Origin of the sequence: Neobacillus pocheonensis (genome assembly GCF_050477905.1) — a bacterium.
Lineage (GTDB): Bacteria > Bacillota > Bacilli > Bacillales > Cytobacillaceae > Neobacillus > Neobacillus pocheonensis_A.
In genome coordinates, this window is sequence record NZ_JBCNAD010000007.1 from 277,807 (window position 1) to 299,643 (window position 21,837).

A 21,837-nucleotide genomic window follows, 5' to 3' on the forward strand; every position below is an offset into this window, starting at 1 on the left:
AAATTGGAAGTTAATCGCTGAGTGCCTGGTACCCCAATGATGTGATATAATAGTTTGTCGAAGATAGACGAAAGATTAAAACAGTGGAGGTCATTATGGCTGGTTATACGCCGATGATACAGCAATATTTAACCGTTAAGGCAGACTATCAAGATGCCTTTTTATTTTTTCGCTTAGGAGATTTTTATGAAATGTTCTTTGAGGATGCGATTAAAGCATCCCAAGAATTAGAGATAACCTTAACAAGCCGCGAAGGTGGTTCTGAAGACAGGATTCCGATGTGCGGTGTTCCCTACCATTCAGCGCCTGGATATATCGAGCAGCTCGTTTCAAAAGGGTATAAGGTAGCGATTTGTGAGCAAATGGAAGACGCTAAGCTGACAAAAGGTATGGTCAAAAGGGAAGTTGTTCAGTTAATCACACCAGGAACGCTCATGGAAGGCAAGGGTTTATCAGATAAAGAGAATAACTATATTGCATCCATTACAGCATTTGAAGACAAAACCTATGGTTTTGCGTATAACGATATTTCAACAGGTGAGAGCAAGGTAACGTTGCTTTCCCATAATTTTGATGAAGTTTTGAATGAAATTGCTGTTTTAAGTGCAAAGGAAGTTGTCGTTTCCAGTCATTTTGATGGCGATCTGCAAAAGAAATTGCGTGAACGTGATGTGCTTGCCATTTCATTTGAAGATAATAGTTCAATAGAAATGAATTTTTCTCATCTAATAGAAGATTTAAATCAGGACAAACTAAAGCAAACGGTGGCAAGGCTGTTTAACTATTTATATCATTCTCAAAAAAGAAGTCTTGACCACCTTCAGCCAGTAACAACCTATCAAATTCATCAATTTATGAAAATTGATTATTATTCGAAGCGGAATTTGGAATTAACCGAAACGATTCGCTCTAAAGGGAAAAAAGGTTCGCTATTATGGCTCCTTGATGAAACGATGACGGCGATGGGGGGACGGATGTTAAAGCACTGGATTGACCGGCCCTTGATTGTACAAGACGAGATTGAATATCGCCATAAATTAGTTGAAGTGCTAATGAACCATTATTTTGAGCGCCAGGAACTTCGTGAAAAATTAAAAGAAGTGTATGATTTAGAACGGTTAGCAGGTCGTGTTGCCTTTGGTAACGTCAATGCACGTGACTTAGTCCAATTAAAACGGTCATTAATTCAGGTTCCTTTTTTAAAACAAATCTTAAACAGTATGCAGAATGATGATGTGAATAAAATAGTTGACCTTCTCGATCCTTGTGAAGATGTGACCGATTTGCTTGAACAGGCAATTGTGGAGAACCCGCCACTTTCCTTAAAAGAAGGAAATATGATTCGTGACGGTTACAATGCCCAGTTAGATCAATATCGCGATGCCAGCCGGAACGGGAAAACTTGGATTGCCCAGTTGGAACGCGAAGAGCGAGAAAAGACCGGGATTAAATCGTTGAAGGTGGGGTACAACCGGGTATTTGGCTACTATATTGAAGTGACCCGTGCGAACCTTCATCTCTTAACGGAAGGTCAGTACGAGCGTAAACAAACGTTAACGAACGCTGAACGGTTTATTACTCCTGAATTGAAGGAAAAAGAGGCATTAATTTTACAAGCAGAAGAAAAATGCGGCGAGCTCGAGTATGAATTATTCACCGAAATTCGTGAGATTGTGAAGGAATATATTCCGCGACTGCAAGCATTGGCGAAAACGGTAAGCGCACTAGATGTTTTGCAATGCTTCGCGCAAGTGAGTGAAGAGCGCCGCTATGTGAAACCGCAATTTTCAACTGAGCGACGTGTCGTAGTGAAGGATGGCCGCCACCCAGTTGTAGAGAAGGTTTTAAATGCACAGGAATATGTACCGAATGATTGCTTCATGGACAGTGACCGGGAAGTTCTGTTGATCACGGGACCAAACATGTCTGGTAAAAGTACGTATATGCGCCAAATCGCGTTAACAGCCATCCTCGCACAAATCGGCTGTTATGTTCCGGCATCTGAAGCGGTCCTGCCAATTTTTGACCAAGTGTTTACACGGATTGGGGCAGCTGATGATTTGATTTCAGGACAAAGTACCTTCATGGTCGAAATGTTAGAAGCCAAAAATGCGATTGCCAATGCCACTCAAAACAGCTTGATTCTTTTTGATGAAATTGGTCGCGGAACGTCTACTTACGACGGGATGGCCCTAGCACAGGCCATTATTGAATACATTCATAACCGCATTGGTGCGAAGACCCTGTTTTCAACGCACTATCATGAATTGACAGTGTTGGAAGAAGAATTATTGAAATTAAAGAACATTCACGTCAGTGCGATTGAGCACAACGGCAAAGTAGTTTTTCTTCATAAAATTAAAGAGGGACCGGCCGATAAGAGTTATGGGATTCATGTGGCGCAGTTGGCTGAACTTCCAGCAGAATTAATTGAACGAGCAAATGAAATTTTAACCGCTCTTGAGCAGCCTGATGTGGTGCAGGCTGTTCCGATAAAAGTGGAAGCAAGAGTAGTTGAGCAACCGGCGCAGTTATCATTTTTTGATGAGCCCAAAGATCCAAAAAAGCAGGAACTGTCTTCAAAAGAGAAAAAGGTTCTGGACAAAATTAAAGAACTAGATTTATTAGATGTGACACCGCTTCAAGCGATTAACATGTTATATGAACTCCAGAAAAAGCTAAAGTAGGAGGCGATTGCTGGTGGGGAAGATAATCCAATTAGATGACGCTTTATCGAATAAAATAGCGGCAGGGGAAGTAGTCGAACGCCCTGCCTCTGTTGTCAAAGAGCTAGTGGAAAATGCCATTGATGCCGGGAGTACGGTCATCGAAATTGAGGTAGAAGAAGCAGGACTCGCGAAGATCCGCATTACCGATAACGGAAACGGTATTGAAGAGGACGACGTGTTACTCGCTTTTCAACGTCACGCCACTTCCAAAATTAAAAATGAAAATGATTTGTTTCGCATTCGTACCCTCGGATTTCGCGGCGAAGCCTTGCCAAGTATCGCTTCCGTTTCCAGACTCGAGATGAAAACATCTACAGGAGATGGAGCCGGAAACCGCGTCGTGTTTGAAGGCGGCCGTGTGGAAGTGTTTGAAAAAGCTTCAAGTAGACGTGGTACGGATATCACCATTACCGATTTATTTTTCAATACGCCTGCCCGCTTGAAATATATGAAAACCATTCACACGGAACTTGGGAATATCACGGATGTGGTCAATCGGCTTGCGTTATCACATCCAGAGGTTGCCTTTCGTTTGATTCATAATGAAAGAAAGCTTTTGCAAACGAATGGAAATGGCGATGTGCGCCAAGTGCTGGCAGCTATATACGGACTGAGTATCGCCAAGCAGCTCGTACCTATTTCCGGGCAGTCGCTTGATTATAAGATCAGCGGCTTTGCCTCTATGCCTGAAGTAACAAGAGCATCTCGAAACTATATCTCAACGATGATCAATGGCCGGTTTATTAAAAACTATCCATTGGCAAAAGCGATTCAGGAAGGGTATCATACATTGCTTCCTATCGGGCGGTTTCCGATCGTCCTTTTGAATATAGAAATGGATCCATTGCTGGTAGATGTCAACGTACATCCTTCAAAAATGGAAGTCCGCATAAGTAAAGAAGCAGAATTAAATGAACTGGTTACTTCTATTATCAAGGATGCTTTTAAATCGAAAATATTGATTCCAACTGCGTATAACCCTGTGAAAAAAGAAGTGCCGAAATCAGAACAAACTACGTTGGTCCTAGATGAAGGGACAATTCCCGCTGACATGGAACTGAAGAGTGCATTTACTACGAGAACGGTTGAGATACCGTATTCTTTTGATCATAAAGAAAAAGACCGGATATATGAATCAAATACGTGGGAATCGATTAATCCATTTGTTGATTCAAGTGAATCTCCTTATGAAGAAAGAATTGAATCCAATAATAGCAGCCAAATGGTGAAAACGGAAAATGAACCCGTTGATAATGGTTTAGTGGAAGATTCATTAAATGAATCCAATCAAGTCGAAAGCCGAGTCCCACGCCTGTATCCGATTGGACAAATGCACGGAACCTACATTTTCGCACAAAATGAAAATGGGCTTTATATCGTTGATCAACATGCCGCTCAAGAGCGGCTTAAGTATGAGTATTTTCGTGAAAAAGTGGGGCAAGTTCAGTCTGAGCTACAGGAAATGCTTGTACCATTAACTTTTGAATATTCAACAGACGAATACTTGAAGATAAATGAATACTCGAATGAGTTAGAAAAGGTAGGAGTTTTTCTCGAGGAATTTGGCCTGAATAGTTTCATAGTCCGCTCCCATCCACAATGGTTTCCTAAGGGAGAGGAAAAGCAAATCATTGAAGAAATGATCGAACAGCTTTTATTAATGAAAAAAGTCGATATTAAAAAACTGCGTGAGGAAGCGGCCATAATGATGAGCTGTAAAGCTTCGATTAAAGCCAATCGTCATTTGCGAAATGATGAAATCCAAGCGCTGCTGGACGATTTGCGAAAAGCATCGGATCCCTTTACCTGTCCGCATGGAAGACCAATCATCGTCCACTACTCTGTGTACGAAATGGAGAAAATGTTTAAAAGGGTCATGTAGTTGAGCTGCTCTACGTTACTTTGAGCAGTAAGAATAAGAGAACTCGGTCACGTAGGAAGGGTCTATGTGACCGAAATGGGATAAAAGAAGGGAACTGGGTCACGTAGGAAGGGTCTACGTGACCCAAATGGGATAAAAGAAGGGAACTGGGTCACGTAGGAGGGGTCTACGTGACCCAAATGGGATAAAAGAAGGGAACTGGGTCACGGAGAGGTTCTCCTAACACAAATAGTTTTACATGATGAAAAACCGACCTCTTCTGTATTCAGAAAGGTCGGTTTTTAATTTGAGTTTAATTATTTACCTTGAATTAATCCCTTAACCACTTGACCCAGTGACTCACTTACAGGTGTAGCGGGACGGCCGAGAAGTTTTTCGAAATCATTGCTTTCGACTTCTAATGCACCATCGCGGATTCCTTTTTGGATGCCAACAAGGAAAGGAATAAGGAAATCTGGTAATCCTGCACTTTTCATAATATCGGCATAAGCGACATCATCCACCTGTTGCACTGGTACTTCTTTACCCAATACAGTACCAATGGCAGAAACAAGTTCTTCCTGTGTCAATAGTTTACCCGAAAGCTCATAAATCGTATTTTCATGTCCTTCACCAGCAAGTACCGCAGCAGCTGCCTCTGCATAATCTTGTTGCAGTGCCCATCCTACTTTACCAGAACCTGCAGATGTCACCCATGGAGCTCCTGCTAAGACACCTTGAATGCTAGGAATTTCATTCTCCAAATACCAGTTATTGCGTAAGAAGGAATAAGGGATGCCTGTTTTTAAGATCGCTTCTTCCGTAGCAACGTGTGGCGGTGCAAGGAACATTGTAGTTTCACCTGCATTCGCTAAACTAGTATAAGCAATGAAACTTACCCCAGCGCGCTGTGCTGCTGATACAGCATTTGTGTGCTGTCGAATTCTTGTTTCATTGTCCCCATCCGCAGAAATAATAAGTAAGCGGTCAATACCAGCAAAAGCTGAATCCAATGTTTCTGGGTGGTCAAAATCCCCTTGTCGAACTTCTACTCCACGAGCTCGTAAACCCTCTGCTTTCTCGGGATTGCGAACACTTACAGCCAATTGAGTTGCTGGGATAGTTTTCAATAGGGTCTCTACAACTTTTGTACCAAATTTTCCGGTTGCACCTGTAACAAGCATTTTCATAATCTTTTCCTCCAATTAGTTTTATTTTGTTTAATTGTAAACAAATCGATTACCTGTAACTATAATAGTTACATTTTAAAATTTTGTCAACACCTTAAAAAATATTTAAGGTATAATACATTTGTAATTAGATTAGTTACATGATATAAGGGAATAATCATAAGGAAGGTGACGAAGATGTCTATAAGCAGTCGGTTTGCCGTTGGCATTCATATATTAGCTCTTATTGAAATAAATAAAGATGGGGTAAGCTCATCAGAATATTTAGCAGGCAGTGTAAACACGAATCCTGCAGTAATCAGAAAAATTATGGGGATGCTCAAAAAAGCAGGGTTAGTAGAAGTACATCCTGGTATTGCGGGGGCTAAATTGGCTCGGGAATTATCGGATATTACCTTGCTGGACGTGTATAAGGCAGTTAATGTTGTACAGGAGAAAGAACTGTTTAGTGTACATGATGATCCCAATCCTGCTTGCCCGGTCGGAAGGAATATCCAGGATACTATAGGTCCGTTATTTTCTGCAGCACAATTAGCCATGGAGAAAACCTTGGAAAATGTCACCCTTGAAGAAGTGGTAAAGGATATTGTAAAAAAGGGAACTTAATAGGAGCCACAACCAAAACAAACAGACTGTCGAACTCTTCGACAGTCTGTTTGAATTATTTTACTGCAGCTTGCAGCTTATTCATATAAGGAATAGCTTTCCCTGTTCCAATCGCCACAGATTCAAGTGGATTATCAGCCAGCTGAACTGGTACGACGATCTCCTTGCTTAACCATTCCTCCATGCCGTTCAGCAATGAACCGCCGCCTGTTAAGATGACACCGCGGTCAACGATGTCGCCGCTTAGTTCTGCCGGACAATCCTCAAGTGTGGCGCGAATCGCTTCTAAAATATGCAACAATGACTCTTTCAAGGCATTGCGAATTTCAAAGGATGATAGTTTGATAGTTTTTGGCAAACCTGACACAAGGTCACGCCCGCGGATCTCCATGAATTTTTCATCATGATCAATCAAGGCATAGCCAATTTCCATCTTCACTTTTTCAGAAGTCCTCTCACCAATCAACACATTGTATTCTTTGCGAACATATTGAAAGATATCTTCGTCAAGGCGGTCACCGCCGACTTTAATAGAGTGGCACGATACCACGCCTCCAAAGGAAATAATCGCAACTTCCGTATTTCCACCGCCAATGTCCACGACTACATTGGCAACCGGTTCATCAATTGGCATTCCAACGCCAATTGCAGCAGCTACAGGCTCCTCAATTAAAGTAATTTTCTTAGCTCCTGCGTTTTTAACAGCATCGTGAATCGCTCGTCTCTCTACACTTGTAGCACCTGAAGGGATGCACACAACAACATTTGGCTTACGGATGGCTAAACCAAGCTTTTTGGAAGCCTTCTTTAGGATATTCTTTAACATTTCTGTTGTAAGGTCAAAATCGGCAATAACTCCCTCTTTTAATGGACGAATTGTTACAAATTTTTCTGGAGTTTTTCCGACCATTTCATAGGCTTCTGAACCGACAGCCACAATATTTTTTGTAGTTGTATCCACAACTACCACGGAAGGCTCATTTAGCGCAATTCCTTTATTTTTGCTGTAAACCAATATATTTGCAGTACCTAAATCAATTCCGATATCATAATTTGATAGCATCTATATCACCCTTATTTCCTAGTTTTTTTAAATATAATCAAATACCCGCATGTCAAAATGCGAGCTTTTTTTACAAAATAATCTACGATTAAGCCTAACATGAATATGGGGGTAATAAGTGGTTTGTAAATGAACCGTTATCGTTTTGTAATTTAAGGCGAAAAAATTTTCTAATTTGTAATTGAAATGAAAAAAATAAATTCATTTGTTAAAAACGCATAGAATAGAAATTTTTTGTATATACTTGTTTGATGTTCAACTGCTTTTTTATAATTGTGTTACGATGAAGTAGTGGAAGTTACCGTTCCATTTAAAAAGGTATAAGGCAGTGTGAAAATATTGGATTCAAAACAAAAACTATTAGTCATCATCGGACCAACCGCAGTAGGAAAAACAAAGCTAAGTGTTGAATTGGCCAAACAGTATAATGGTGAGATCATCAGTGGTGATTCGATGCAAATCTATCGAGGCATGGATATTGGTACAGCAAAAATAACACAGGATGAAATGGAAGGAATTCCTCACCATTTGATTGATATTAAGGAGCCCGACGAAAATTTTTCCGTTGCTGAATTCCAAACACTTGTAAGGGCAAAGATAGAAGAGATTGCCAAAAAGGGCAAACTCCCTATTATAGCTGGTGGAACAGGGCTGTATATTCAATCTGTTATTTATGATTATCAATTTTCCGATGTTTCAGGTGATGAACAATTTCGTCAGCAGCTAGAAGAACGATCAAAAGAAATCGGCAATGAGGCACTTTATAAAGAATTAATCGAAGTGGATCCTGAGAGTGCATCACAAATTCATCCCAACAATGTCAGAAGGGTCATTCGTGCCCTGGAAATTTATCATCTTACGGGTAAAACGATGCATGAATTTCAACGGACTCAGGAGCCTGATCTCTTGTTTGATACGGCACTCGTTGGCCTATCAATGGAAAGAGATAAGCTTTATGATCGGATTAATAGTCGAGTGAATGTAATGGTAGAACAGGGACTTTTAGAGGAAGTAAAACGATTGTATCACCAGGGCATTCGCGATTGTCAGTCGATTCAGGCAATCGGATACAAAGAAATTTATGAATACCTGGATGGGAAAGTTTCCTATGAGGATGCGGTTGAAGCCCTCAAGCAAAATTCTCGTCGCTATGCCAAAAGACAATTAACTTGGTTTCGCAACAAAATGGATGTAAAATGGTTTGATATGACAGATGTGAATAATTTCACTAAAAAAATAACGGAAATTTCGCATTATGTTGAAGGAAAGCTACAAGTAAAATCGAATACATATTAGTAGAGATAAAAGAGGAGGATATACAAATGAAAACCACTATTAACATTCAAGACCAATTTTTAAATCAATGCCGTAAAGATAATACACACGTTACGGTATTCCTGCTGAACGGATTCCAATTAAGAGGCCAAATTAAAGGCTTTGATAATTTTACAGTTCTTTTTGAATCAGAGGGGAAACAGCAATTGGTATTTAAGCATGCTATTTCAACGTTTGCACCTCAAAGAAATGTACAACTTGAATTGGATAACAATCAATAAAATTTCACGTAAATCTGAGCCCATAATGAAAGGGCTCTTTTTTATTTTTAGGTGTAAAACTAATTGCTAATTATTAATCCTGTTGATTGGAGCGGAAGGCGCTCGACTCCTGCGGGAGTACGGGGCCGAGGAGGCTCCCCGGCACGCCCGCGGAAAGCGAGCGCCTGGAGCGGAAATCAAAAGCCATGCTTACCAACTTATTTTTCAAGTTTATTTAATGAAATGCATAAGTTTTGAATACACATAATTTGAAGGATTATGTTTTCCTTTTACACTTAAGAATTTTTTGGACAAAAATTCTGATTTCATAATAGCCTACCATACGTATACTGTTTGCAGAATGAGAGGTGAAAGCTTTGGATCAACCAATTCGCATGAAAAGTAACGGGCAAATAACCGTTAGTCTTAATTCTCAAAAAAGAAAAACAATAACGAAAGAATTACCTGACTTTCAAGTTGTTCCAAAGGTCATTCCCCCTGAGCATACGGCTCTAAAGGAGATTGAAGAGGAGCTTGGGGCTTTGGTTGGTATGGAAGAAATGAAACGAATGATAAAGGAAATTTATGCATGGATCTATGTGAACAAGAAACGGGAGGAAATGGGGTTAAAAGCAAGAAAGCAAGCTCTCCATATGATGTTTAAAGGTAATCCCGGGACAGGAAAAACAACCGTAGCAAGGCTGATTGGCAAGCTGTTTCATAAGATGAATGTCCTTTCAAAAGGTCATTTAATTGAGGCGGAGCGCGCAGATCTCGTGGGTGAATATATCGGCCACACCGCCCAAAAAACACGGGATTTAATCAAAAAGGCCCAAGGGGGGATTTTGTTTATTGATGAAGCCTATTCCTTAGGTCGTGGCGGGGAAAAGGATTTTGGCAAGGAAGCGATCGATACGCTCGTCAAACATATGGAAGATAAGCAGCACGAGTTTATTCTCATTCTGGCGGGATATTCACGCGAAATGGATTATTTCCTCACACTAAACCCAGGACTTCATTCTCGCTTTCCTTTAGTCATTGATTTTCCTGACTATAACATTGATCAATTAATGGAAATTGCGGACAGGATGATGGTGGAAAGGGAATACAATTTTAGCCATGAGGCGGAGAAAAAGTTGAAAGAGCATTTAATCTGGGTAAAGGCAGTTCTAAGTCCGACCAGTTTTTCAAATGGTCGTTATGTCCGGAATATTATCGAAAAATCGATACGGGCACAAGCAATGAGACTTTTACTGTTAAATAGCTATGACAGGCATGAATTAATGACTTTGAGAAGCAATGATTTAGTGTTTGAGGAAGATTAAAAAAATCGACGGATCTCCGTCGATTTTTTATTGCTCTCTTAGTCTCCGCGTTGGCAGTTTCCAATCGAATGTATAGGATAGAACGCGCAGTACCGTGACAAGAACAAATAATGTATATAATTCCCAAGAGCTTGATGCAAGGTCAAGTCCAATTATCAGACCGGCAAGAATTGCCCAAACGGCATAAATTTCTGATCGTAAGACAATGGGTTTTCGACCGGCTAATAAATCGCGGATAATTCCACCACCAATTCCGGTTAGTACTGCAGCCACTATTACAGCACTAAGAGGATGGTTCATTTTTGCAGCATAAATGGCCCCTTGAATCGCAAACGCAGACAATCCAATCGCATCAAACAGGTTGCCCCATCGGTGCCAGTGTTTAAGGAGGTTATTTGGAAATAAAAATACCGCTGTAATGGATAACAAAGCAATTTGAAAAAATAAACCCTGTTCCCATAAAGCAGATACGGGAACACCAATCAAAAGGTTTCGAATTGCCCCGCCGCCAAATGCGGTCACAATCCCTAAAATATAAACACCTAGAATATCATATTCCTCTTCCATGGCCACGATCGCGCCGCTGACCGCAAAGGCAATCGTACCAATCATACTTAATACTTCCCATGTCATTTCTTTTCCATTGCTCCTCGAGGTAAATTTTTATAAAAGCACTATTTGCACAGTGATTTGTTCATTTAATAAACAATAAAATTTTACCATGGTAAGAGAAAATTACAACTAATTTTTTTATAAAGTGATATTAAGGGGAAAAATAGAGAATATCTGTTATTTTTGTTATGATGAGAGGTAGAGCATTTGCGAAGGGAAGGATGTAGTTGGAACAAAGAGATACAAAAGAAAAAGCGATTCTCGTCGGCTGCCAAACGAATGCGGATGATGATTTGCGTTTTCAATATTCGATGGATGAATTAGCTTCCTTAACAGAAACGGCACAGGGTGAAGTATTGATTTCTGTTGTGCAAAAAAGAGATCGACGTCATCCGGCTACTTATATTGGTAAAGGAAAGGTGGAAGAGCTAGTAGCGTTAGTAGAGGAACTTGAGGCAGATATTATAATCTTCAATGATGAGCTATCCCCGAGTCAAAAGCGGAACCTAGCCTCTGAAATCAATGCCCGGATTATAGACAGGACACAGCTTATCTTAGATATTTTTGCTCAAAGGGCACGTTCGAAAGAAGGAAAACTCCAAGTGGAGTTGGCGCAGTTACAATACATACTCCCCCGCTTAGCTGGTCAGGGAACGGCGTTATCAAGACTAGGAGCTGGAATTGGTACGAGAGGGCCTGGGGAAACCAAGCTTGAGTCGGACCGTCGTCATATTCGCCGTAGAATTGATGATATTAAAACGCAGCTTTCCGTTATTGTCCAGCACCGGGAACGATACCGGGAGAGAAGAAAGAAAAATAAAGCTTTTCAAGTTGCCATTGTCGGTTACACAAATGCCGGTAAATCAACATTATTTAATCGCTTGTCAGAAGCAGACTCTTATGAGGAAAATCAGTTGTTCGCAACACTTGACCCAATGACACGAAAATTGATTCTACCAAGCGGCTTTTTAGCGTTGATTACCGATACCGTTGGATTTATTCAAGACTTACCAACAGCGCTTATTGCCGCTTTCCGCTCAACGCTTGAAGAAGTGAGAGAAGCAGATTTGCTGCTCCATGTCGTCGATATGTCGAATCCTGATTATTTTCATCATGAAAAGACGGTAAACAAACTGCTGGAAGAACTAGACGTAAAAGATATCCCGCAATTAACGGTTTATAACAAAAAAGATATCCAGCATCCTGATTTCGTTCCGACAGCCGACACACCGACTGCCTTTATAAGTGCCTTTAATCAAGAGGACCGGTTAGCACTTAAGGGGAAAATCGAAAAGGTCGTCATGGAAATGATGGAAACATATGAGGTGAAAGTTCCTTCTACTGAAGGAAAGCTCCTTTCCCAATTGAAAAATGAAACGATATTAAGAGAGTTGTCCTTCGATAAAGAAGGCCAGTTCTATCGATGCAGGGGCTTTTCATTAAAAGATCATCAAATTACAGGGCAATTACAGAAATATAAAATGTAGATTGGAGTAACATCATGTTTCAACAGTTGAAAAATGGGGAAAAGCTTCAACCACTGGTTAAAAAAGTGGAGCAGCAAATTGCTGGAGCTCATAAAGAAATCGATGAGAGATCAGAATCAAATCAATTTCGCGTTTTAAAAAGCTATCAAAAACATCGGGTCAGTGATTCTCATTTTATCCCGACAACAGGTTATGGGTACGATGATATTGGCCGGGACACGCTGGAGTTAATTTATGCTGACGTATTTGGCGGAGAAGCCGGCCTTGTCCGTCCGCAAATTATTTCCGGGACTCACGCCATTTCCATAGCATTGTTTGGCGTCCTTCGCCCAGGTGATGAGCTTCTCTATATTACTGGAAAACCATATGATACCCTCGAAGAAATTGTCGGGATTCGCGGGAATGGTGTGGGGTCCCTAAAGGAATTTGGCATTACTTATGATAGTGTCTCCTTGACTAAAAAGGGCGGAATTGACTGGGATACGGTTGCAAGTAAAATCAAGCCAAATACCAAAATGATTGGGATTCAGCGCTCGAAGGGCTATGCAACTCGTCCATCGTTCACGGTTGCTGAAATTGGCGAAATGATAGCGTTTGTTAAAGAAATCAAGCAAGATGTGGTTGTGTTTGTTGATAATTGTTACGGCGAATTTGTTGAGGAGCTAGAGCCTTGTCATGTTGGGGCAGATTTGATGGCTGGGTCCCTCATTAAAAATCCTGGTGGCGGAATCGTTAAAACGGGCGGCTATATCGTCGGCAAGAAAAATTGGGTAGAAGCTTGCTCATACCGGATGACTTCTCCTGGAATTGGGGCTGAGGCAGGTGCTTCCCTTTATAGCCTTCAAGAAATGTACCAAGGTTTTTTCCTGGCACCACATGTTGTGGCACAAGCACTTAAAGGGGCTGTTTTAACAGCCGCGATGTTGGAGAATTTGGGAATGAATTCTTCGCCTAAATGGGATGCGAAGCGAACGGATTTAATTCAATCGGTGCAATTTGATGATCGCGATAAGATGGTTGCTTTTTGCCAGGCGATACAATTTGCCTCTCCGATCAATTCTTATGTTACGCCACATCCGAGCTATATGCCTGGTTATGAGGACGACGTCATTATGGCGGCAGGAACCTTTATCCAAGGAGCAAGCATTGAACTGACAGCAGATGGTCCCATCAGGCCGCCGTATGTTGCCTATGTTCAAGGCGGTTTAACCTATGCACATGTAAAAATGGCCGTTTGTCTTGCTATTGATCATCTAACTGAAAAAGGATTAATTAAACTGCAATAGGAAAACCTATAAATTGGACAGTTGTTGACACTGTCCTTTTAATACATATAAAAACCATGTTAGATTATCTAACATAAGATTGACATATTATCTAACGTCAAATATAATAACAATATGAATTAAGTAAAGGGAGGAGAAATTTGGTGAATAGTAAGGAAATCCGCCGTTCCATGCCATTGTTTCCCATTGGAACTGTCATGCAATTAACAGAATTGACAGCTAGGCAAATCCGTTATTACGAAGAACACCAATTAATTTCTCCAGCTAGAACCGAGGGAAACAGGCGGTTATTTAGCTTAAATGATATTGATAGACTGTTAGAAATCAAGGATTTAATTGATCAAGGAGTTAACATGGCTGGTATTAAGCAGCTATTCTTGGTCAAGCAGGAACAATCAAATGTTCTTGCACAGGATGCGGAAAAGGCAAAACGCGAGTTAACAGATGACCAGTTGAGAAAACTACTTCGTAATGAGTTAATTCATTCTAATAGATTGAATCGTTCCTCACTACGCCAAGGTGATATGTCTCGCTTTTTCCATTAAAATCTTTTTTGAAAAATTAGGGGGATTGAAAAATGCCAAAGTATTCAAGAGATGATATTCAACGTTTCGCAAAAGAAGAAAATGTAAAATTTATTCGTTTACAGTTCACTGATATTCTTGGAACTATTAAAAACGTTGAGATTCCAATCAGTCAATTAGAAAAAGCACTAGATAACAAAATGATGTTTGATGGTTCTTCAATTGAAGGATTTGTCCGTATTGAAGAGTCTGATATGTACCTATATCCAGATTTAAGCACTTGGGTTGTTTTTCCTTGGACAGCTGAAAAAGGAAAAGTTGCTCGTTTAATCTGTGATATTTATACTCCTGAAGGAAAACCTTTTGAAGGGGATCCTCGTAATAACTTAAGAAGAGTATTAAAGGAAATGGAAGACCTTGGTTTCACAAACTTTAACCTTGGACCTGAACCAGAATTCTTCTTATTTAAATTAGACCAAAAAGGTGAGCCTACATTAGAATTGAACGACCAAGGCGGTTACTTTGACCTTGCTCCAACAGATTTAGGGGAAAACTGCCGTCGCGATATCGTTCTTGAACTTGAGGAAATGGGCTTTGAAATCGAAGCTTCTCACCACGAAGTAGCGCCAGGTCAACACGAAATCGATTTTAAATATGCGGATGCTTTAACAGCATGCGACCAAATCCAAACATTCAAGCTTGTTGTTAAAACTATTGCACGTAAGCATGGTTTACACGCAACATTTATGCCAAAACCATTATTCGGCGTAAACGGATCTGGAATGCACTGCAACCTTTCATTATTTAAAAATGGCCAAAATGCATTCTACGAGCCAACTGGTAACCTTGAATTGAGCGATACAGCACGCCAATTCATCGCAGGAGTTCTAAAGCACGCTCCTAACTTTACAGCGGTTACTAACCCAACTGTAAACTCTTATAAGCGTCTTGTACCTGGTTATGAAGCACCTTGTTATGTGGCATGGTCTGCAAGAAACCGTTCACCACTCATCCGTATTCCTGCTTCACGCGGATTAAGCACACGGGTTGAAGTACGTAGCGTAGACCCAGCTGCAAACCCATATCTAGCAATGGCAGTTCTATTAAAAGCTGGATTAGATGGAATTAAAAACAATTTAACTCCTCCAGCACCAGTTGATCGTAACATTTATGTAATGAGCAAAGAAGAAAGATTAGAAGAAGGCATCATCGATCTACCTGCAACTTTAGCTCAAGCATTAGATCAATTAAGTTCTGATGAAGTCATCGTTTCTGGTCTTGGCGAGCACATCTTCGAACACTTTGTGGAAGCAAAAGAGATCGAATGGGATATGTTCCGTACCGTCGTTCACCAATGGGAACGCGATCAGTATCTGAGCATGTATTAATTTTCGAAAGCCTTGTCGCTATTAGCGTCAGGGCTTTTTTTTTGAGAAATAATATAGAATACCATTATTAAAAAAATTTTATAGTGGATGCATTTACCCAAGAGTCCCTTTTTCTTGGTTTACGGTAAATGAAACGCCCGTGCATTTACCCGAGGAGAACTTTTTCTTGCTTTATGGGTAATGCAATGGGTACGATCTCCTAAAAAAGTAACCAATGATAAAAAACCAGCATTCAATAAAACTATGCTGGTTACTAAAAAGGTCATTTTTCTTCACTTTTCTGTCTTAAAAGCTTCAATCCAGATAGGGTGGCATCACCAAAAATCCCGGCAACAATTGAAATGATGATATTCTCAACATTAGAATTTGGAGCTGTATACAAAACGAGGAGAAGTGCAGCTACCGCACCAAGAAGCATTTCTTCTAGAAAACCAAGATAAATGAACTTTTTTGTTTTTCTTGGCATAATAATTTTACCATGCTTTCGAACATGTCCAATGATTCCCACTGTCCCACCAATTACTAAAGAGAAAATAATGTCAACCAACATATGTTTCTCACTCTCCTTAAGCCTAAATTTTTGGACCTAAGGTAAATCTTGGTGTATTACCATTATACTAAACTTGGAAACTTCTGAGCATAGGGAAAAATACTGAATTTTCACTACACTCAAACAGATTATATTTTTTGTGAAAAATTTTCCCAATATCAGTTTGGAAAAAAGAAGAGTCGGCATTGAATTGCCGACTCTGTCTTAATGAATATGTCTATATACTCCAATAACTTTTCCGAGAATAGAAACATTGCGTAAAATGATAGGATCCATAGTGGAATTTTCCGGCTGCAAGCGAATGAAATCTTTTTCTTTGAAAAATCTCTTACATGTCGCTTCATCTTCTTCTGTCATTGCAACAACAATATCCCCATTATTTGCTGTTTGTTGCTGCTTCACGATTACATAATCCCCGTCCAGGATGCCAGCTTCTATCATACTTTCACCCATGATTTCTAGCATAAATACATGTTCATCTGCAGGTGCTAGTCTTTCTGGTAGTGGGAAATATTCTTCCACGTTTTCAATTGCTGTAATTGGCAAGCCTGCTGTAACTTTACCGACCACTGGAACATTAACAACATTGTTTCTTGGGATATGAGCTAATTCATCGACCTCTAAAATTTCAATCGCTCTAGGTTTTGTTGGATCTCGTCTAATAAGTCCTTTACTTTCTAATCTAGCTAAATGGCCATGTACAGTAGAACTTGAGGCAAGTCCAACCGCTTCGCCGATTTCACGTACGGATGGTGGATAGCCCTTGCTCTTAACCTCATCTTTAATAAAATCCAGGATATCCTGCTGCCGCTTTGATATTTTTACCATGATAAAATGCACCTCGCCTGGTTAATGTTGTCTTAATTATATCATGTTCGCCAATTTTATACAAACATAAGTTCGAATTTATAGTTGACAACAAACAAGTGTTCGAATTATAATCAAAACATAATAATCGAACGTACATTCTATTAAGAGGTGTTATTCATGAAAAAATTATGGAACCAATACTCATACGCTATTATTCTTTTGCTAGTAAGCTGTACATTTGCACTCATACTATCCGTTCAACAAACTTCCAATGACAAGGATAAATATCTAAAGGTGATTGTCTCTGAAGGAGATTCGCTTTGGAAGATTTCCGATCAATATGCTGGTCAGCATTCTCTTTCTAATAAGGAATTTGTCAGCTGGGTGAAAAAGCATAATAAAAATGTAGATGACCAAATTTACCCTGGAGATGAGATTGTCATTCCGGTCAGCACAGATACTTCTGATACGACTGAATTAGCAAGTGCCATTGGAGATTAGAATTTTATGAAAGCTATTATATACTGCCGTGTAAGTACAAATAAGGAAACACAAGAAACTTCCTTGCAGCGTCAGGAAGAAGAACTTATTCAACTCGCAAAGAAGCATGATTTTGAAATCGACTCGATAATTAAAGAACAGGCAAGCGGCTATGACTTCGATAGAGATGGAATCCTTCAAGTCTTAGAAGGGATCAAGGATAAAAAGGTACAAGCATTGCTAATCCAAGACGAAACCCGGCTTGGAAGAGGCAATGCTAAAATTGCTCTTTTACATTGCATTTTAAAAGAGGGGATCAAACTTTATAGCATTTCTCATAATGGCGAACTGCAGCTTTCAGAATCAGATTCCATGGTATTGAAAATTGTCAGTATGGTGGAGGAATACCAGCGAAAGCTCCATAATGTAAAAATTAAACGCGGAATGAAACGGGCAGTTGAACAAGGTTATCAACCACAAAAAAATTTAAAAAACCTTGGTAACGCATCAGGCCGAGAAAAAATTGAAGTTCCTGTTGAAGAAATTGTACGATTAAGAAAAAACAACTTAACCTTCCATGAGATAGCCGCAATATTAAGAGGATTTGGTTATAATATTTCCAAAGCGACTGTCCATCGCAGATACCAGGAATATATGGATTCCCAAGATGAGTAGACCTTTTGCCTTGTCATTAGGTCTTTTTTTTAGTAAAATCAGTTGCTATGTAAACAGTTTTTATGAAAGTTGGTGTTTAAATGCTATCCAAAGAAAAAATGGCCAGAATTAATGAGCTTGCTAGGAAAGCAAAAGCAACCGGGTTAACGGAATCAGAAGCGAAAGAGCAAACGAATTTAAGAAGTGAATATCTAGCAACTTTCCGATCAAATATGCTTGATACATTAACCAATACAAAGTTCATTGATCCATTAGGTAATGACGTTACACCAGAAAAACTAAAAACAAGAAAGAAAAATAATCTTCATTAATTCAAGGAATACAATTATTTGTATTCCTTTTTTACATACACAAACCATCTCTGTGTCAAAATAAGAAATAAAGTGAAAATTAATTTCTTTTATTAAGTTTATTGGTTGAATTAAATTTGGGGGCAATATAATATTAAGGATGTATTTTAGTATCCATGTGATGAAGAAAGGATGTAATTCATGTTTAATACTATTGATGATTTATCCGTAACTTCCATTCGTACACTTTCCATAGATGCGATTGAGAAAGCAAACTCAGGTCATCCGGGAATGCCAATGGGCGCAGCGCCAATGACCTATACATTATGGACTCGCTTCATGAACCATAATCCGAAGAATCCGCATTGGTTTAACCGCGATCGTTTTGTGTTATCTGCAGGTCACGGATCTGCGTTGTTGTACAGCATGCTTCATCTATCTGGTTACAATTTATCGATGGAAGATTTAAAGCAATTCCGTCAATGGGGAAGTAAAACTCCAGGACATCCAGAATATGGCCACACCGAGGGTATAGAAGCTACAACTGGTCCACTAGGTCAAGGGATTGCAATGGCAGTGGGTATGGCAATGGCAGAACGCCATGTAGCAAGTGTTTATAATAAAGACAATTATGAACTTGTGAACCATTATACATACAGCATTTGCGGCGATGGAGACTTAATGGAAGGTGTATCTGCTGAAGCAGCTTCGCTTGCAGGTCACTTGAAATTAGGACGATTAGTTGTTCTTTATGATTCAAATGATATTTCACTTGATGGTGACTTGAATAAATCCTTCTCTGAAAGTGTTAAAGAGCGCTTTTCATCATACGGCTGGCAGTACCTTCGCGTAGAAGATGGCAACAATCTTGAAGAAATCGCAAAAGCTCTTGAAGAAGCAAGAAATGATCTTGATCGTCCTACAATGATTGAAGTTAGAACAGTTATTGGATATGGTTCACCAAACCGTGCGGGAACTTCTGGCGTTCACGGCTCACCACTAGGTGCTGAAGAGTTAAAACTGACAAAGGAAGCATATAAGTGGACATTTGATGCGGACTTCCATGTACCACAAGAAGTATATGATAACTTCCAAAAGTTAATTGTGGAAACTGGTGAGAAAAAGGAAAAAGAATGGAATGACCTTTTCGCACAATATAAAAATGAGTATCCAGAATTGGCTAAACAACTTGAGCAAGCATTAAATCATGAACTTCCTGAAGGATGGGACAAGGATATCCCAGTATACAGCGAAGGCAAAGCTCTTGCTAGCCGTGCTTCTTCTGGTGAAGTATTAAATGCGATTGCAAAAAATCTGCCAACATTTATCGGTGGTTCTGCAGACCTTGCTGGTTCCAATAAAACGATGATTAAAGGAACGAAGGATTATATGCCTGGCTCATACGAAGGCCGTAATTTCTGGTTTGGCGTTCGTGAATTTGCCATGGGTGCTGCATTGAATGGTATTGCTCTACATGGTGGAGTACAAGTTTTTGGAGGAACTTTCTTTGTGTTCTCTGATTACCTTCGTCCGGCAATTCGTCTTGCGGCCTTAATGGGACTGCCTGTAACATATGTATTTACCCATGACAGTATTGCGGTTGGGGAAGACGGTCCTACACATGAACCTATCGAACAGCTTGCTGCTCTTCGTGCAATGCCAGGATTATCAATCATTCGTCCTGCAGATGGAAATGAAACAGCCGCAGCTTGGAAGCTTGCTGTTGAATCTAAAAACACACCAACTGCGCTTGTTTTAACTCGTCAAGATTTACCGACATTAAAGGGAACTGATACAAACGCATATGAGGGAGTTTCAAAGGGTGCGTATGTGGTTTCTCCTTCAGAAAGAGAAACTCCAGATGCATTGTTACTCGCAACTGGTTCAGAAGTAAGCCTTGCGGTTGAAGCACAAAAAGCTTTAGCAGGCGAAGGCGTTCACGTATCCGTTGTAAGTATGCCTTCATGGGATCGTTTTGAAAAGCAATCTCAAGAATATAAGGATTCCGTACTTCCTAAGAATGTGAAGAAACGTCTAGGAATTGAAGTAGGTGCTTCCTTTGGCTGGCACAAATATACCGGTGATGAAGGCGATGTATTAGCCATTGATAAATTCGGAGCATCTGCACCAGGTGAAAAGATTATGGAAGAATACGGCTTCACTGTAAGCAACGTAGTTGCCCGTGTGAAAGCACTTTTGCAGAAATAAAATATATGTTAAGAGAGGACGGAATTTCCGTTTTCTCTTTTTTTTGGTATTACATTCATAGTTGCTATTATGAAAAAAATACAAACTTTTGCTGAGGGATAACCAAAAAATTTACAACATAATTCCTATGATTTACAAATATTTCCTAGTAGATTACACATATCGTAAATAATATTTTTAAATTAATAACCAATATGTCAGATGGAATTGTGTTCAATTCAATATACAATAGGAATACGTGTTATTATCAGAATATTATTAATTTTAAAATTATCTTATGAGGAGGTCAATCAAAATGTCAGCCATTTCAACTATTAAAATTTTAAAAGAGAATACCATTTTAAGTTTTTCACCTTCAAACCAACCAGTATGTAAAGCAATTAGCGGGGATGTGATTACATTTGAAACCTGCGACTGTTTTAGCAACCAGATTCAAAGCGAAGAACAATTATTCAGTTCTGTAGGTTGGGATAAAATTAATCCTGCAACTGGCCCTTTATTTGTAGAGGAAGCTGAACCAGGAGATATTTTGAAGGTAGAAATCTTAAAGATTTCTATTGCAAAACAGGGGGTAATGACAGTCGCTCCCAATCTTGGTGTTTTAGGCGAAGCTATTAAAGAAGAAAAAACAAAAATCATCCGCATTGAAAATGGAAAAGCTTTGTTTAATGAAAAAATTCAAATCCCTGTTCGGCCTATGATTGGTGTCATCGGAACATCCCCAGAAACAGAAGAAATACCAACGGGTACTCCGGGGCAGCATGGAGGAAATATGGATTGTAAACGGATTGTGGAGGGAGCCGTACTTTATCTCCCAGTTCATGTAAACGGGGCACTTTTATCGATGGGAGATCTTCACGCAGTAATGGGTGACGGGGAGGTAATCATTTGCGGACTTGAAATTTCTGGCGAAGTAACGGTTCGTGTAAGTGTTATTAAAGACAAAATATTTCCACTGCCTTTGCTAAAAGAAGGGGATCACATCATGACCATCGCCTCTGCGGAGACCTTAGACTTGGCAGCAAAACAAGCTACATTGCAAATGCACAACTTTTTAATAGAGGAACTCGGGGTGGAATTTAACGAAGCCGGCATGCTGCTTAGTTTGGTTGGGAATCTTAGAATTTGTCAGGTAGTAGACCCTTTAATGACCGCTAGAATGGAACTACCATTATCGATTCTAGAAAATTATCATTACCATTTAGCCTAAGGAGAGTG

20 protein-coding genes are annotated in these 21,837 nt (G+C 39.8%); 15 read left to right on the forward strand and 5 right to left on the reverse strand.

The window, feature by feature from the left end:
- Positions 1–95: 95 nt before the first annotated feature.
- Positions 96–2,687 (forward strand): DNA mismatch repair protein MutS, encoded by a 2,592-nt coding sequence (mutS, locus tag ABES02_RS04215; RefSeq protein ID WP_430131173.1) that lies wholly within the window; start codon positions 96–98, stop codon positions 2,685–2,687.
- Between the two features lie 13 nt (positions 2,688–2,700).
- Entirely contained in the window at positions 2,701–4,611 is a 1,911-nt protein-coding gene (gene mutL, locus ABES02_RS04220) for a DNA mismatch repair endonuclease MutL (protein ID WP_430131176.1), read from the forward strand.
- 296 nt (positions 4,612–4,907) lie between these two features.
- On the opposite strand, the gene ABES02_RS04225 is transcribed toward mutL, so the two are convergent.
- Positions 4,908–5,780: an SDR family oxidoreductase gene (locus tag ABES02_RS04225; RefSeq protein WP_430131179.1), complete on the reverse strand. Its 873-nt coding sequence runs from the start codon at positions 5,778–5,780 to the stop codon at positions 4,908–4,910.
- 177 nt (positions 5,781–5,957) lie between these two features.
- On the opposite strand from ABES02_RS04225, the gene ABES02_RS04230 reads away from it, so the two are divergent.
- Positions 5,958–6,386, forward strand: a complete 429-nt coding sequence (locus ABES02_RS04230) for an Rrf2 family transcriptional regulator (protein ID WP_430131183.1) — start codon at positions 5,958–5,960, stop codon at positions 6,384–6,386.
- A gap of 55 nt (positions 6,387–6,441) precedes the next feature.
- On the opposite strand, the gene mreBH is transcribed toward ABES02_RS04230, so the two are convergent.
- On the reverse strand, positions 6,442–7,449 hold the full coding sequence (mreBH, locus tag ABES02_RS04235) for a rod-share determining protein MreBH (RefSeq protein ID WP_430131186.1): 1,008 nt from the start codon (positions 7,447–7,449) through the stop codon (positions 6,442–6,444).
- 339 nt (positions 7,450–7,788) lie between these two features.
- Between mreBH and miaA the strand changes: the two genes are divergently transcribed.
- From miaA to spoVK, 3 genes are all read left to right on the forward strand, one after another.
- Positions 7,789–8,745: a tRNA (adenosine(37)-N6)-dimethylallyltransferase MiaA gene (gene miaA / locus ABES02_RS04240; RefSeq protein ID WP_430131189.1), complete on the forward strand. Its 957-nt coding sequence runs from the start codon at positions 7,789–7,791 to the stop codon at positions 8,743–8,745.
- Between the two features lie 26 nt (positions 8,746–8,771).
- Positions 8,772–9,005 carry an RNA chaperone Hfq gene (gene hfq / locus ABES02_RS04245; RefSeq protein ID WP_430131192.1) on the forward strand — a complete coding sequence of 78 codons (234 nt, stop codon included), beginning with the start codon at positions 8,772–8,774 and terminating at the stop codon, positions 9,003–9,005.
- A gap of 356 nt (positions 9,006–9,361) precedes the next feature.
- A complete protein-coding gene (gene spoVK, locus ABES02_RS04250) occupies positions 9,362–10,309 on the forward strand; it encodes a stage V sporulation protein K (protein WP_430131195.1) in 948 nt (315 codons plus the stop codon).
- A gap of 27 nt (positions 10,310–10,336) precedes the next feature.
- Here spoVK and ABES02_RS04255 read toward each other — a convergent pair whose 3' ends face one another.
- Positions 10,337–10,942 carry a trimeric intracellular cation channel family protein gene (locus ABES02_RS04255; RefSeq protein WP_430131198.1) on the reverse strand — a complete coding sequence of 202 codons (606 nt, stop codon included), beginning with the start codon at positions 10,940–10,942 and terminating at the stop codon, positions 10,337–10,339.
- Positions 10,943–11,148: 206 nt separating this feature from the next.
- Between ABES02_RS04255 and hflX the strand changes: the two genes are divergently transcribed.
- The 4 genes from hflX (at position 11,149) to glnA (ending at position 15,606) form a co-directional block, all read left to right on the forward strand.
- Positions 11,149–12,408: a GTPase HflX gene (gene hflX, locus ABES02_RS04260; RefSeq protein ID WP_430131201.1), complete on the forward strand. Its 1,260-nt coding sequence runs from the start codon at positions 11,149–11,151 to the stop codon at positions 12,406–12,408.
- A 14-nt stretch (positions 12,409–12,422) separates the two neighbouring features.
- On the forward strand, positions 12,423–13,694 hold the full coding sequence (locus tag ABES02_RS04265) for an aminotransferase class I/II-fold pyridoxal phosphate-dependent enzyme (protein ID WP_430131204.1): 1,272 nt from the start codon (positions 12,423–12,425) through the stop codon (positions 13,692–13,694).
- 170 nt (positions 13,695–13,864) lie between these two features.
- Positions 13,865–14,239 (forward strand): MerR family transcriptional regulator, encoded by a 375-nt coding sequence (locus ABES02_RS04270; RefSeq protein ID WP_430131327.1) that lies wholly within the window; start codon positions 13,865–13,867, stop codon positions 14,237–14,239.
- A 32-nt stretch (positions 14,240–14,271) separates the two neighbouring features.
- A complete protein-coding gene (gene glnA, locus ABES02_RS04275) occupies positions 14,272–15,606 on the forward strand; it encodes a type I glutamate--ammonia ligase (RefSeq protein ID WP_430131207.1) in 1,335 nt (444 codons plus the stop codon).
- A gap of 262 nt (positions 15,607–15,868) precedes the next feature.
- Here the strand turns inward: glnA and ABES02_RS04280 are convergent, their stop codons facing one another.
- Positions 15,869–16,156 carry a DUF4257 domain-containing protein gene (locus ABES02_RS04280; RefSeq protein ID WP_430131210.1) on the reverse strand — a complete coding sequence of 96 codons (288 nt, stop codon included), beginning with the start codon at positions 16,154–16,156 and terminating at the stop codon, positions 15,869–15,871.
- Positions 16,157–16,360: 204 nt separating this feature from the next.
- Positions 16,361–16,984 carry a transcriptional repressor LexA gene (lexA, locus tag ABES02_RS04285; protein WP_430131213.1) on the reverse strand — a complete coding sequence of 208 codons (624 nt, stop codon included), beginning with the start codon at positions 16,982–16,984 and terminating at the stop codon, positions 16,361–16,363.
- Between the two features lie 159 nt (positions 16,985–17,143).
- Here lexA and yneA point away from each other — a divergent pair, with 159 nt between their 5' ends.
- The 5 genes from yneA (at position 17,144) to ABES02_RS04310 (ending at position 21,829) form a co-directional block, all read left to right on the forward strand.
- Positions 17,144–17,467, forward strand: coding sequence for a cell division suppressor protein YneA (gene yneA, locus ABES02_RS04290; protein ID WP_430131216.1), 324 nt, complete (start codon positions 17,144–17,146; stop codon positions 17,465–17,467).
- A gap of 6 nt (positions 17,468–17,473) precedes the next feature.
- Positions 17,474–18,121: a YneB family resolvase-like protein gene (locus ABES02_RS04295; RefSeq protein WP_430131219.1), complete on the forward strand. Its 648-nt coding sequence runs from the start codon at positions 17,474–17,476 to the stop codon at positions 18,119–18,121.
- 80 nt (positions 18,122–18,201) lie between these two features.
- On the forward strand, positions 18,202–18,432 hold the full coding sequence (locus ABES02_RS04300; protein ID WP_430131222.1) for a DUF896 domain-containing protein: 231 nt from the start codon (positions 18,202–18,204) through the stop codon (positions 18,430–18,432).
- Between the two features lie 180 nt (positions 18,433–18,612).
- On the forward strand, positions 18,613–20,619 hold the full coding sequence (tkt, locus tag ABES02_RS04305) for a transketolase (RefSeq protein WP_430131225.1): 2,007 nt from the start codon (positions 18,613–18,615) through the stop codon (positions 20,617–20,619).
- A 295-nt stretch (positions 20,620–20,914) separates the two neighbouring features.
- Complete coding sequence (locus ABES02_RS04310; RefSeq protein WP_430131228.1) at positions 20,915–21,829, forward strand: acetamidase/formamidase family protein; 915 nt, start codon at positions 20,915–20,917, stop codon at positions 21,827–21,829.
- The last annotated feature ends 8 nt before the right edge of the window (positions 21,830–21,837 follow it).